General features: G+C 63.0%; 13 protein-coding genes. 10 read left to right on the top strand and 3 right to left on the bottom strand.

Annotated elements, in window-relative coordinates:
* Nucleotides 1–147: 147 nt before the first annotated feature.
* Both ACIOMR_RS24020 and ACIOMR_RS24015 read right to left on the bottom strand, forming a co-directional pair.
* Entirely contained in the window at nt 148–600 is a 453-nt protein-coding gene (locus ACIOMR_RS24020) for a winged helix-turn-helix domain-containing protein (protein ID WP_102369497.1), read from the bottom strand.
* A 72-nt stretch (nt 601–672) separates the two neighbouring features.
* Nucleotides 673–3,891, bottom strand: a complete 3,219-nt coding sequence (locus ACIOMR_RS24015; protein WP_401196764.1) for a type III effector HrpK domain-containing protein — start codon at nt 3,889–3,891, stop codon at nt 673–675.
* Nucleotides 3,892–4,454: 563 nt separating this feature from the next.
* On the opposite strand from ACIOMR_RS24015, the gene ACIOMR_RS24010 reads away from it, so the two are divergent.
* The 7 genes from ACIOMR_RS24010 to ACIOMR_RS23980 all read left to right on the top strand — a co-directional run bounded on the left by ACIOMR_RS24010 (nt 4,455) and on the right by ACIOMR_RS23980 (nt 10,152).
* On the top strand, nt 4,455–4,616 hold the full coding sequence (locus ACIOMR_RS24010) for a hypothetical protein (protein WP_003207273.1): 162 nt from the start codon (nt 4,455–4,457) through the stop codon (nt 4,614–4,616).
* A 115-nt stretch (nt 4,617–4,731) separates the two neighbouring features.
* Nucleotides 4,732–5,625: an FHA domain-containing protein gene (locus tag ACIOMR_RS24005; RefSeq protein ID WP_102606208.1), complete on the top strand. Its 894-nt coding sequence runs from the start codon at nt 4,732–4,734 to the stop codon at nt 5,623–5,625.
* Nucleotides 5,626–5,653: 28 nt separating this feature from the next.
* Nucleotides 5,654–6,010, top strand: a complete 357-nt coding sequence (locus ACIOMR_RS24000; protein ID WP_003207269.1) for a hypothetical protein — start codon at nt 5,654–5,656, stop codon at nt 6,008–6,010.
* On the top strand, nt 6,010–6,345 hold the full coding sequence (locus ACIOMR_RS23995; RefSeq protein WP_003207267.1) for a lipopolysaccharide assembly protein LapB: 336 nt from the start codon (nt 6,010–6,012) through the stop codon (nt 6,343–6,345). The genes ACIOMR_RS24000 and ACIOMR_RS23995 overlap by 1 nt, the downstream gene beginning before the upstream one ends.
* A complete protein-coding gene (gene sctV, locus ACIOMR_RS23990) occupies nt 6,342–8,480 on the top strand; it encodes a type III secretion system export apparatus subunit SctV (protein WP_401196760.1) in 2,139 nt (712 codons plus the stop codon). Before ACIOMR_RS23995 ends, sctV begins: the two co-directional genes overlap by 4 nt.
* Nucleotides 8,477–9,757, top strand: a complete 1,281-nt coding sequence (locus tag ACIOMR_RS23985) for a type II and III secretion system protein family protein (protein ID WP_008433173.1) — start codon at nt 8,477–8,479, stop codon at nt 9,755–9,757. Before sctV ends, ACIOMR_RS23985 begins: the two co-directional genes overlap by 4 nt.
* 14 nt (nt 9,758–9,771) lie before the next feature.
* On the top strand, nt 9,772–10,152 hold the full coding sequence (locus ACIOMR_RS23980) for a hypothetical protein (protein WP_401196758.1): 381 nt from the start codon (nt 9,772–9,774) through the stop codon (nt 10,150–10,152).
* A 473-nt stretch (nt 10,153–10,625) separates the two neighbouring features.
* Here the strand turns inward: ACIOMR_RS23980 and ACIOMR_RS23975 are convergent, their stop codons facing one another.
* Nucleotides 10,626–11,390 carry a tetratricopeptide repeat protein gene (locus tag ACIOMR_RS23975; RefSeq protein WP_134326973.1) on the bottom strand — a complete coding sequence of 255 codons (765 nt, stop codon included), beginning with the start codon at nt 11,388–11,390 and terminating at the stop codon, nt 10,626–10,628.
* Between the two features lie 48 nt (nt 11,391–11,438).
* Between ACIOMR_RS23975 and ACIOMR_RS23970 the strand changes: the two genes are divergently transcribed.
* Genes ACIOMR_RS23970 through ACIOMR_RS23960 form a run of 3 tightly spaced genes read left to right on the top strand, consistent with a single transcriptional unit; the run spans nt 11,439 to nt 12,714 of the window.
* The gene (locus ACIOMR_RS23970; protein WP_401196755.1) at nt 11,439–12,005 is read left to right on the top strand and encodes a type III secretion protein; all 567 of its coding nucleotides are present in this window, start codon (nt 11,439–11,441) and stop codon (nt 12,003–12,005) included.
* 31 nt (nt 12,006–12,036) lie between these two features.
* Nucleotides 12,037–12,267, top strand: a complete 231-nt coding sequence (locus ACIOMR_RS23965) for a hypothetical protein (protein ID WP_003208330.1) — start codon at nt 12,037–12,039, stop codon at nt 12,265–12,267.
* A 9-nt stretch (nt 12,268–12,276) separates the two neighbouring features.
* Entirely contained in the window at nt 12,277–12,714 is a 438-nt protein-coding gene (locus tag ACIOMR_RS23960) for a hypothetical protein (protein ID WP_003208328.1), read from the top strand.
* Nucleotides 12,715–12,718 lie beyond the last annotated feature (4 nt).

The following is a 12,718-nucleotide window of genomic DNA, read 5'->3' as shown; positions in this document are numbered from 1 at the left end:
GCACACCGAGCCTAAGCGAGGTGCCGAGTGGTGGGGCAAGAGCGTTTTGCTTACTTTTGCGCTGTTCAAAAGTGAGCCGCTGTAAGAGCGGAACCGATATAAGCCATCACCCAAATAATGGATATGCCCCCGATCCAAATCCCCCCCTCAACTGTTAAGCCTCTCCTGCCGCACGCCGAGCACCGGCTTCACCTCACCCCCCAAACAACGCCGACAACTATAAACCCCCAACACCACCGGCTTTTTCTGCTCCCCACGCTCCACCCAGGTCGGCGCAACAAACCGATACCCCTGGCCCGTCGCCGTCGCGATATACACCGAATCATCATCCCCCAACGCCCGGCGGATCGCCTTGATCTGCGCCCGCAGGTTGCACTCTTCCACCACCAACCGTGGCCAGGCGATGTCCAGCAATTGGGTCTTCTCCAACAGCTCACCAGGCCGCGAAGCGAGGGCAATCAGCAAGGTCAGGGCCCGACTGCCCAGGCTCACCGGCTCACCGTTTTTCAGCAGCAGATGACGTCGGGGCAGCAGTTGATAAGGGCCAAAGTGGATTTCAATAGCGCTGTCTTCAAGGTGGCCGCGGTGTGAATACGTCATGTGATTAACCTTTGTGCATGTTCAAAAACACAACCTCGCGCGGCTCCCTTCGCGCAAGGCTGCAAGGGAAGGTCAGGTGTTGATCGCCGGGATCGGGTCTTCAGGATAATCACCCGGCTCCGTAGGCCCGCCAGTCAAGCCGTATTGCTTGAGCACCGGCGCAAGCTGGCCATAGAACGCGTCCTGCGCCTTGCCATGGGCATCAGCCAGGGCGAAGGGCAGGAACGCGCTGCCGATCCCGCCAAGGATCGCCGTAGCCCCGCCGAGGATCCCGCTGATGGTCCCGGCCACCGCGCCGATTTCCGTGGCCCCGTACAACCCGGCCCCGGCTTCCACCAACCCGGCCACCGCCGCACCCGTACCCAGCACGCCGGTGGCAACCGAGAAACTGCCGCTCAGGTAGTCGCCTTTTTTCAACGAGTCGACACCGCCAATCACCCCGATCACACCGCCGATAATCCCGCCCGCCGAACCGATGATCTTGCCGGCCGCGCCGAGGTTGGCGATTTGCTGCGGGCTCAACGGGCCTTTGCCCACCGGTACCTTGCCGGGGAAGTCACCAATGGTGCCGCCATCCGGGCGGTTGACCCAGGTGATGCCGTAACCCGCTTCCTTGGCGTATTTGGTGCCGCCTTCCATCAACAGCCCGGCAAATTGCAGCCCGGCGGATACCCGGTTCGCGTCCGCCACCGGCGTGTTGCTGCCGCTGGCCGAACGGGCCATCAGCACGCCGCTCATCAGTACTGCGCTGCCGATGTGCAACAGGCCTTGCTTGAATGCCGGGCTGACGTCGCCGAACTTCATGCCTTCGATGGCCTTGGGCAGTGCGTCGGCGATCTTGTTGCCCTGGCGTCCGATGTCCCATACCGAACGCAGCATCGACACCACTTGCGCCGGGTCGATCTTGCCGCCATCCGAGGTGACGAACATCTCTGGATCTTTTTGCTGGGCGTCGTTGATCGCGGCAGTGACCTTGGCTTCGTCGAAGTTGCCCTTGCCGTCCCCCAGGGTGATGTTCAGGGTGTCGGTGGTGGCGCCGCCGAGCAGGGCGTCGCCAAGGGCTTCGTTGAAATTCACCTGCAAGGTGGCGGCGTCATCCGCCGAGGCCTTGTCGCCGAGGAAGGCCTGGGCCGAGGCGGTGCTGGCGGCGAAGCTGCTGGCCGCCACGGTGGGGTCCATGCCGCCGGCCACCGCGTCGGTAAAGGCCTTGCCGGTCACCAGTTGGTTTTTGTAGTACTGCTGGATGTTGTCGCTTTGCCCGGCCTTGTCGGCGATGCCGGTCAGGTCCACATGGCCGTTGCCCCCCAGTGCCAGGTTGGCGATGGTCGTATCGTTGGCCGCGTTTTGCAGGCCCATGCCCATGTCGATCTGCTTGCCGTTCTGGTCCTTGGCGTTGAGATTGTCGGTGAGGTTTTTGCCGGTCTCGATGTCGTCGGTGTAGTAGTTCTGCATCGCGACTTTAATCGCCGGGTTGCTGTCGACGATGTCGGCCAGTGCCGGGCCGCGATTGTTTTGCAGGAAGCCTTGCACGTCCGGGTCGGCCGAGAGGGTTTCGATGCCGCTTTGCAGCTGTGCCTTGATTTTGTCTTCGTTGGGGTTCAGGCCGTAGTGGGGCGAGGTGTACTTGTCCATCAACCCGGCGTGGGGCACGTAGTCGCTGACCAGCAGGCGGGTTTGTGCATCGGTCAACTGCACCAGCACCGCGGCTTTCTGTTCGCCGCTGTAGTTCTGCGGGTTGGCCAGGATGTCGGCGGTCAGGCCCGAGGTGTCGACGCCGGCGACGGCATCACGAGTGGCGGCACCGTCGAGGAAGGTCAGGGTGTCGCTGTCGGTTTTCGGTGCCTGTTTTTCGAGCCAGGCGCCGATGTTGTCGCGGGTGCCGATGCCGTCCGACTTGCCGGTGGCGGGGTTGTCGCCGCCGGTTTCCAGTGCGTGGAACATCCCGGGTCTGGACCACATGGCCGCTGCGCCGGTCAGCTCGGTGCTCAGGGCCGAATCGCTGCCCAAGGCTTGCAGGTTGTCGCTGCGCAGCATGCCGTCGTTGCTGCGCTGGTTGGCGTCACCGGGGCGCATCGCCGGACCTGCGCCAGCGGCCAGGCTCTCGTTGGCCATCAGGATTGCCGCCGACTTGGCATTCGCCTTGGCCAGGTCACCGGGTTTGCTGCCGAGGAAACTGCCATAGGATTTCGACGCGGCGCCGAGGTCCTTGCCGGCGTTGTCGATGAAATGGTCGACATCGGAATGGGTGATCACATTGTCGGCCTTGCCACGCCCGCCGGTATCCAGCGCGGCCATCAGGCTCGGGCTGCTGGCCACGTACTTGAGTACGGCCTGAGCCTCGGGGGGGAGTGTCGTGGGTGGGTTGGCGAAGTCGATCGGCGCGCCATGCAGGCCCCAGGCGTCCCAGTTTTGCGAGAGCAATTGCGCGGCCGCCTTGGGCCGGTTCAGGTCGAGTTCTTCCTTGGTCGGCGTGCCGCTGGTGTTGCCGGTGATGGTGTCCCAGTCCTTGGCACCCGACACGCCAAACGATGAGGTGTCGATCCAGGACGTGTCCGAGGCGCCCGCCGCGCCGGTGCTGCCGGCATACAGTTTGGCCACCTGGTCGTACAGCGCGGGGGTGATGTCCTGGGACACGATCACCTTGTCGCCCGACGCCGTGGTATAGCGAATCAGGCCCGGGCCGACTTCTTCGGGCGGGCCGATATTCGCTGCCGGGTCCATGGTTTCCATGGGGCCGGCCAGGCGGTAGCCCTCGGCCTGGCTGGCATTGATCGCAAAGAGCTTGGCCGAGTCGCCGCTGACCTGGGCGAACAGCGCGGGTGTTTCCTTCTGGCTGACCACGATTTTGTCGCCGGCACTGGTCTCGTAGCGGATCAGTCCCGGGCCCAATTCGGTGGTACTGCCGATCGCCTTGTAGTTGCCCAGGCCAGGCGCCACGGTGCTGGCGTCTGCCTCCTTGTAGCCGGCGCCTTTGCTGTCGGCCAGATTCTTCTCAAGGGTCGCGTCGCTTTGCTGTGCGTTGTACTGGTTGACCAATTGCTCAAACAGCCTGGGGTTGTCGATCTGCTTGAGGGTCACCGGTTTGTCGCTGCCCAGCGGGGTGTAGGTGATGCTGTTGTTCACCGGTGCCTGCACGTTCTGGTACGGCAGCGGAATGGACGGCCCGCGGATTTTCGAGGGGTCGAATACCGGCTTGTCGACGGCGGTGAACAGGGCTTTTTCGAACGTGCTCCGGGAGCCATCCGGGCCTTTGTTGTCGGCAGGGTCAAGGCCATTCGGGATCGCAGTCATAGATCACCTGGAAGTTGTTTTATATCAGTCGATATTTAGTGCAAGTGCACTAACTGGGGCGGGCGAAAGTTGCGAAGTGTTATTGGGTTAACCCGCGCCGAGCTATCAAACGCGATGATCAAGTCGGTTTTGTTACAAATGGAAATATCTGCAAAGTTGGGCAAATGGCTATTAGTTAAAAGTGTGAAGTTGTCGGATTTATTTTCTGGAATTGTTGAGTGATCAACGTTTTTACCCAGGGGTAACGGGCTCGTAAATTGTTCGAGTGGGTTCGTTTTTCAGGTTGTGCCCCCGTAAACATTGGGTCTCGTCGTGTATTGGTTTTTTAACAAAAGTTCCACGCCCGCGCGGCGATGAGATTTTCTCAACGGCACGTTGAGCCGGATTTTTCACAGCACCTGCCATGAACGTTTCACAAGCTTTCACAGCGAAGGCGTTTTGTTCGTGAGTAGTATGGTTCCCATGCAAACCGACGGCTGCATGGCCAACTCACTGTCTGACGCTGGGAGTTTGTTTCGGTTTGCATGCGGCTTAACTTCCCTATCGATGCAAGGAGATTGAACATGGCTACTACTCCACCAGTAAGTGCAGGCGGCGCCGACGACGCTATCGCGAAGATGGAAGCAACTTTCAACATGGCCATCGAGAAGTCGGCCAAGATCACCGAGATCAGCACCGCGAAAAAAGCAGAGCTCGACGCCACCAAACAGCGTCCGCAGAACTGATTCGCCATGCGGGCAGCGCCGGCGCTGCCCGTATACCTGCCTTACCCCGTTGCACCGTTGTTGATCGGCACAGGCGTCGTTGCGGCCTGTGATTCTCAAGGGGGCAAACCCAACCATGACAGCCTTGATTTCCCTGGGCCTGCCCGCCGCGAACGGCGCGCCGACCCTGCTTGTGACCCACGGTTTGCACCAGGGCAGTTCCCTGATGCTCGACCAGCCGGTCTACACCCTTGGCGCCGCCCTGGCGGCCGACCTCCAGCTCAGCGATCCCGGGATTGCCGAGTTGCACCTGCGCCTGCGTTTTGAAGGGGCCCAGGTGGCGGTCGAGGCCCTCGGCGGCGATGTACTGATCACCGGCACTGCCGGCGATATCCGTATTCCCCAAGGCAGCGGCCATCGCGCGCGGCTGCCGCTGCAACTGCGTATCGGCACGGCGGGTGTGAGCCTGGCGCTGCCGGGCAGCCCTGAAAAAATCCCTGCGACGACACGCACGTTAACGCCTTGGATCATCGCCACCGCGTTGCTCTTTGTGTGCGCTGGCGCCCTGGCATTTCGCAATGATCCACCGCAAGCGCAAACCGTAATGCCGGTTGCCGAAACAACCGCAGCCAAGCCTTCCCGTGCCGAGGCCAAGGCCTGGTTCGAAGGGCAATTGCAGGCCGCCCACCTGGACGCCGTGAAGGTCAACGACATCGATGGCCAACTCAACGCCGTCGGCTCCTTTGAGCGCGCGCAAAAGCCTCAATGGGTCGCCCTGCAACAAGCCTTCGACCAGCGTTACGGCCAGCAGATCGTGCTCAACCCGCGGGTCGCCGTGCGTGCAGATGCGGCCCGGCCACGGGTGCGCTTTCAAGCCGTGTGGTTCGGCGCCAACCCCTACGTGATCAATGACAGCGGCAAGCGCCTGTACCCCGGCGCGGCCCTGGCGGACAACTGGGTACTGGAGCGCATCGAGAACAACCAGGTGATCCTCGCCCGTGGCGAAGAACGCTTCACCTTCACCCTATGACGCTGCTTTTTTCAGCTAAGGCCCCGGGATGAAAGTCGAACCCCGTCCGTTGATTCCCAGTGACGTGCGCAGCGCGCCGGTCGAGGCGATCCGCCCGGTCAACTCGCGCCAGGCCACGGCTTTCGAAGCGTTGCTGAAAACCCGCAAGGTCCAGTCCCGCCGCTCCCTGCGCAGTGACCTGGAAGAACTCACCAGCGCCGCTGGCGTCGACTCGCTGCTGTTCGGCAGCGCACGTTCCCTGGAACTGCTGGAACACGTGATGCAGCACCTGTTGCCGAACCTCGACGCCGAGCCGCAGATCAAGGCGCTGGCCCATGACCTGATCAGCGAGGAAATCGAGATGCGCCGCACCCTCGAACAACAACGCTCGGAGGTCCAGGCCTGATGCCCCGGGACAACGACGACGCGGTGCAATTGCTCAAGGGCATTGGCGAGCTGTACCGGCGCAACGGCCAGTCCCAGCGCGCGCTGGTGATGTTGCTGATTGCCGTGAGTGTCGCGCCCGACGATGGCCTGCTGCTGCGCTCGCTGGTGCTGGCGTTCACCGACAGCGGCGACTTCACCCGCGCACTCGCGGCCCTGGATCGGCTGGTCGCGCTGGAGGGTGAGTCTGCCAGCCTGTTGCTGCTGCGTGCCCGGGCGCTGTGGTACGGCGAACGCAAGGACGAAGCGCGCCAGTGCTTCAAACGCTACCTCGCTGCACGGAGAGCCGCGCCATGAACCTGCTCAATCGCCTGAACGGCATCGCGCGCATGGCCGCCCAGCGTACCGACGTGATCATCGTCGCGTTCATGCTGATGGCGATCGTGATGATGATCATCCCGCTGCCTACCTACCTGGTGGACATGCTGATCGGCTTGAACATCGCCCTGAGCATCCTGATCCTGATCGTGGCGTTCTACATCGGCCACTCGGTGGAATTCTCCGCGCTGCCGCCGCTGATCCTGCTCAGCACCTTGTTTCGCCTGTCGCTTTCGATCACCACCACCCGCTTGATTCTGCTGCACGGCGACGCCGGCCATATCGTCAAGGCCTTCGGTGACTTCGTGATTGCCGGCCAGGTGGTGGTGGGCATGGTGGTGTTCCTGATCATCACCGTGGCGCAGTTCGTGGTGATCACCAAGGGCGCCGAGCGGGTCGCGGAAGTGGCGGCGCGCTTCACCCTGGATGCGATGCCCGGCAAACAGATGAGCATCGACAACGACCTGCGCAACGGCGATATCGACCAGGCCGAAGCCCGCCGCCGGCGCTCACGCCTGGAGCGCGAGAGCCAGATGTTCGGCGCGATGGACGGGGCGATGAAGTTCGTCAAGGGCGATGCGATTGCCGGGTTGGTGATCCTCGCGGTCAACCTGCTGGGTGGCATGCTGATCGGCATGATCGAGCGCGACATGGCCTTCGGCGCGGCGGTGCACACCTATTCGCTGCTGACCGTGGGCGACGGTTTGATCGCACAGATCCCGGCGCTGCTTATCTCGGTAGCGGCGGGCACCGTGGTCACGCGGGTCAACAGCGACGGCGAAGCGGGTGACCTCGGCAGCGAGATTCTCAAGCAGTTGGGTGCCAGCTACCGCGCCCTCGGTTTGACCGCACTGATCATGGTCGGCGTCAGCGTGATACCGGGCTTTCCGACCTGGGTGTTCCTCGGGTTGTCGCTGGTGTTCGGTGGTGCGGCCTTCGTGATGTACCGTCGTCATACCCGTGAAAACCAGGTAGAGCCTGAAGCGCTGGTCGAGACCCTGGAACCGGTGGTTGAAGTGCAGGCCGAGCAGGATTATGGCGTGGCCCCCGACACTCGGGTATTGCTGACCCTCGGCAGTGTGTTGGCCCTCAGCGCCCCGCGCCAGCTACTGAGCCAACGCATCGAAGCGCTGTGTCACGACATTCGCAGCGACCTCGGCGTCGATATGCCGGTGCCGGGCATTCACATGGACGCCAAGGCCACGCCGGGCAGCTACCGCGTGTCACTGGAAGGCGTACCCGTCAGCGAAGGCGAGATGCCGATCAACTGCCTGCTGTTGCAGGACGATCCGGTGCATGTGCAGTTGCTGGACATCGCCACCCTGCAAGCCGATTCGCCCCTCAACGGTCGTGCCGCGCACTGGATCGAGCGTCAGCACGAAGACGCACTGCGCAGCGCCGGCATCGGTTTCCTGCTGCCGGACGAAGTCTTGCGTGGCGTGCTGGAACGCAGCCTGCGCCGCTATGCCGCGGACTTCCTCGGCATCCAGGAAACCCGCCTGCTGCTCGAACGCACCGAAGCCACCTACGGCGAACTGGTCAAGGAAGCCCTGCGCCTGGTGCCGTTGCAGCGGGTGGCCGAGACCCTGCGCCTGCTGGTGGGAGAGGGCGTGTCGATCCGCAATCAGCGGGCCTTGCTCGAAGCCATGGTGGAGTGGGGCGCCCGGGAAACCGATGCCGGCCGCCTGGCCGAACACCTGCGTGCAGGGTTGGCGCGGCAGATCAGCCATCAGTACGCCGACCGCAATCGGGTGATTGGCGCCCTGGTGCTGGCGCCGGGATTGGAAGACCAGTTGCGTGCATCCCTGCGTCGCCAGGAGCCCAGCCGTGAAGTGATCCCCGAGGAAGTCAACCGCGCGTTGCTCGCCCAACTGCGCCAGGCCTGCGACAAAACCACTGAAGCCAACAGTGCGGTATTGCTGGTGCACCCGGAACTGCGCCGCAGCCTGCGGCGCCTGGTGCTGCGCGGTGAACTGGAGCTGGCGGTGTTGTCGTTTCGCGAACTGGCCACCGAATACAACCTGCAAGCGCTGGTGACCATCAGCCTTACCGATATCTCCAACCGCCGTGCACCTGCCGCGGCTTCCGTCACTTCCCTGGCGTCTGCCTCATGATCCGTTTTTGTCTGCTGTTGCTGACGTTGACCTCGTTTTTCTGCAGTGCCCAGGACATCGCCAACGGTGCCCAGGGGTCTATCAACCTGGCCTCCGGTGAAGGCCGGATCCTGCATTTTGTGGCCCCGGTGGAGTCGGTACTGGTGGCCGAGCCGGGGATTGCCGACCTGCAAGTGGTGTCGCCCGGGGTGATCTATATCTTCGGCAAGGCGCCGGGCAATACCAGCCTGATTGCCCTTGGCAGCGACGGCAAACAGCTTGCCAGCCTGAGCCTGGCGGTCAGCAGCGCGACCCAGGCAGTGACCGCGCCGATGCAGGAATTGCATCCCGGCAATGGCGCGCAGATCAGCGGTGCCGGTAACCGATTGATCGCCAAGGGCACGGTGCGTTCGGTTGGAGAAGCGACGGATTTGAATGCCTTGCTCAACCCACAGGGCCAGGGCTTCCAGAGCGCGGTCAACACCACTGAGTACGCCGGTGCAGCCCAGGTCAACTTGCGTGTGCGCTTTGCTGAAGTGTCCCGCTCGGAACTGCTGCATTACGGGGTTAACTGGAACGCCATGTTCAGCAACGGCACGTTCTCCTTTGGCCTGATCACCGGCGGACCGCTGGCAGCCGCCACCGCCGGTGGCCTGGCGGCGGCGGGCAGCGGCTCGGGCAATACCAATATCGACGGCATGCTCGACGCGTTGCAGGCCAACGGGATCCTGCAAATCCTGGCCGAGCCGAACATCACCGCCATGACCGGGCAAACCGCGAGCTTCCTGGCGGGCGGCGAAGTGGCGATCCCGGTGCCGGTGAATCGGGACCTGGTGGGGATCGAATACAAGTCGTTCGGCGTGTCGCTGCTGTTCAACCCGACGCTGTTGCCCAACGGCCGGATCGCCCTGCAAGTGCGCCCGGAGGTCAGCAGTGTGGTGAGTGGCGGCACGGTGGATTTTGGCAATTTCCATGTGCCGTCGTTCAGCGTGCGCCGCGCCGATACGCGGGTGGAAGTGGGCAGCGGGCAGACGTTTGCGATTGCCGGTTTGTTCCAGCGTGAGAGCAGCCAGGACATCGAGAAGCTGCCGTTGCTGGGGGACTTGCCGATCCTGGGCAACCTGTTTCGCTCCAAGCGTTTTCAGCGCAATGAAACCGAATTGGTGATTTTGATTACGCCGTACCTGGTGGAGCCGGTGCGCAGTCGCACCCTGGCCACGCCGCTGGATGCACAGCCTGCGACCGCCGCAGCGGCGGGGCCGCGCAGTGGTGGGGCGTTTGGTTTCTACATGAATTGATGAGGGGGCATGGCATGAAAGTTTCGCGTTTGTTGATGTGTTTGCCCCTGTTGGTGGTGGGCTGCAAGACGCATCTGCCGCCGGTGTATTACTCGCCGCAGTATCAGGCGGACGGGGTACCAAGCCAGTGCCAGCAGCCGCCGGCCAAGGACGAGATTGGACTGGACGAGGATTTCAAGGCGACCTTGCCGCTGGGCTGTGCCAACAATTTGAATTTGATGCAGATGGTGGAGCAGCGCCAGGATTTGAATCAGGGGCGGGCCACCGGGCCAGCGATGGCGGCGCCGGTTGGGCGGGCGGCGCAGGTGTATATCGAGGGGTTTGATCGGGAGCAGTTGCAGCGGCGTCAGGCTCAGCAAGAGGCCAAGGCGGGCGCTCCGGGAGCGGAGCAATGAACCTGCGTTCACATGTCCTCTGTGGGAGCTGGCTTGCCTGCGATAGCGGTATTCCAGACCCAGCAGATCCATCTGTAACACCACCATCCAAATGTGGGAGCGGGCTTGCTCGCGAAAGCGGACTGGTAGGCGACCGGGATCTTGAAGCTTACCGCGTACATATCCATTCCTGCGGTAACGGCCACTTAGGGTTCCGCTCTTACAGCGGGTCACTTTTGGCAAACGCCCCAAAAGTAACCAAAAGGTCTTTGCCCCACCACTCGGCACCTCGCTCAGGCTCGGTGTGCCCTCACTCCGGCTTTGGAGCGTGGGCCGCCGCGATGGGCCATCCCTGGCCCAGCGCGGCTAACCCGGCGTCCTGCCGGGTTACCCACGCTCCAAAGCCTGCGTTCGGCCAGCGTGGTTTAACGGGGCCTGATAGATCAAAAGCAACGTCAAAAGCAGGGCAACAGCAAGATCAAAAGCAGTTGGATTTAGTGCGTGTCCACCAACCCCAACTCACGCGCTTGCGCAATCGGATCGCTGATGGCTTTGATGCGGTTGGCTTCCGTGATCAGGCGTGCGCGCTCAGCCGCCGGAATATCGTCCAGCGGCAAGCTGGCCACCCGTTGTTCGTAACCCGCCAACACCAGCACCAACAACTCATTACGCTGATGCCGTGGCAACGCGCGGGGCGATTGGGTGACGGGGGCGATGGTGTCCAAGGCCTGCTGCGCCTGGCCGCCAAGGGCGTAGGCCAGGGCCAGGTTGCAGCGGCTGTCGAGGTCGTCGGGTTGCAGGCTCAGGCTTTTGGCGAACGCGGTTTGTGCCGCGACGGCCTGGCCGTTCAACACCTGGGCAATGCCCAGTCGGGTGTAGGCGACCGGCGACTGGCTGGCCTCGGCGGCCTGGCCCAGGGCGGTCACGGCGCGTTGGCTTTTGCCAAGGCGCAGTTGCGCGGTGCCCAGTCCCAGCAGGGCGTCGGCGTTGTGGGCTTGAAGGCCGAGGGCCTGTTGGAAGGCGCGCTCGGCACCGACCGCGTCGTTGCCGTCGAGCCGTGCCTGGCCGAGTTTGAGCCACAAGTCGATGCTTGCGCCCGGTTGCTGGGCCGCACGTTCGTACAGCGCCGCCGCGCTGGCGTAGTCGCCGCGTTTGTTCAGGTCGTCGGCCAGCTTCAGCGAGCGGTCGGAATCGCTCGGCGCAGTATTGGAACAGGCAGCCAGCAACAGGCTGCCGGCAAGCAAAAAGTGTTTGGTCATCGTCACAACTCGTTGGGCGAAGGCGGACGTCATGTAAGCATATTTTCCATGGCGCTCCTATGTCTGTCGGTGCTGTTGGGTGCCTCGATCGCCCACGCCGACGAAGAGCCCGAATGGTTCGCCAAACCCTACGCCTATGTGCTGGTGGACCAGGACGTGCGCGCCGCCCTCGAAGAGTTCGGCCACAACCTCGATATCCCGCTGGTGCTCTCCGACAAGGTCCGCGGCAAGGCCCGCAGCACCGTGCGTGCAGCCACCGCCGGGGAGTTTTTGCAGACGCTGTGCAGCACCAATGGCCTGACCTGGTATTTCGACGGCAACCTGCTGTACCTCAATGCCAGCGATGAAATCACCACCAGGCTGTTCAAGGCCAACTCCCTGAACCTGGATCAGTTGCAGGCCTATCTGAACAACCTCGATGTGTTCGGCCAGCAGTTGTCGATGCGTAACGGCCCCGAGGGCGATGAAGTCTTCGTCTCCGGGCCGCCGCCGTACCTGGCGCTGGTCCAGCAGCATGTGGATCACCTGCAGCCCAAGGCCGCCGCGCCTATTGTGGCGCGCGAGCACGGCGTGCGGGTGTTTCGCGGCGCCCAGGTGAGCACTGAAACCCCTTGATTCACCCCAACCCCAGTAAAGGAGCATGACCATGTCCGTAACCGCCGTAGACAGCAACCTCGCCCCCGGTGGCGCCAGCCCTGAAGCCAAGTTCAACGCCGCGGTGGACAACGCCAAGAGCGCCGATAAACCGGAGATGACCGACGCCGAATTCACCGATGCCCTGATCACTCAGGCAGTCACCATCGGCGGCCAATTCATCATCATGCCCAAGGCCCAGGAAATGCTGAATGACGCCATGTCCGATGACGACGAAGAGTAGGGCGCACCCATGACCATCAGTCTCGCTGCCAGCGCCACGGCCTTGCCGCCGTCCGCCGGCGCGGGGCCCGCCGGGGCCTCGCAGAATCTGTTCGAGCACATGGCCAATACGGCCAAGGGCATGCCCGAGGGCGCCAGCCCCCATCAGATCGGCTCGGGGCTGATGGAGCGCTTGAACAGTTTTATCGACCGCTCCCGGACCTTTTCCGAGCGCGCCGATTTGCTCACCAATAACCCCTCGGCGCCGCCGCAAGTGGCCGCTGCGGATATCCGCACCTCGGGTGCCTCGCCCACCGCAGAACCGGGCAAGAAAGTTGCCGAGCAGCAGGTCGACCAGATCGTCCATTCACTGGGCAAGATGTTCGACTACTCCATCGAAACCCAGATGGTGGTGCGCGGTGCGACGCAGATTTCCGGTTCCGCCAACACGCTGCTCAAGGGTCAATAACGCC

Origin of the sequence: Pseudomonas sp. NPDC087814 (assembly GCF_044742865.1) — a bacterium.
Lineage (GTDB): Bacteria > Pseudomonadota > Gammaproteobacteria > Pseudomonadales > Pseudomonadaceae > Aquipseudomonas.
Note: the sequence above shows the minus strand (reverse complement) of the source record. Positions and strands in the feature narration are given on the sequence as shown.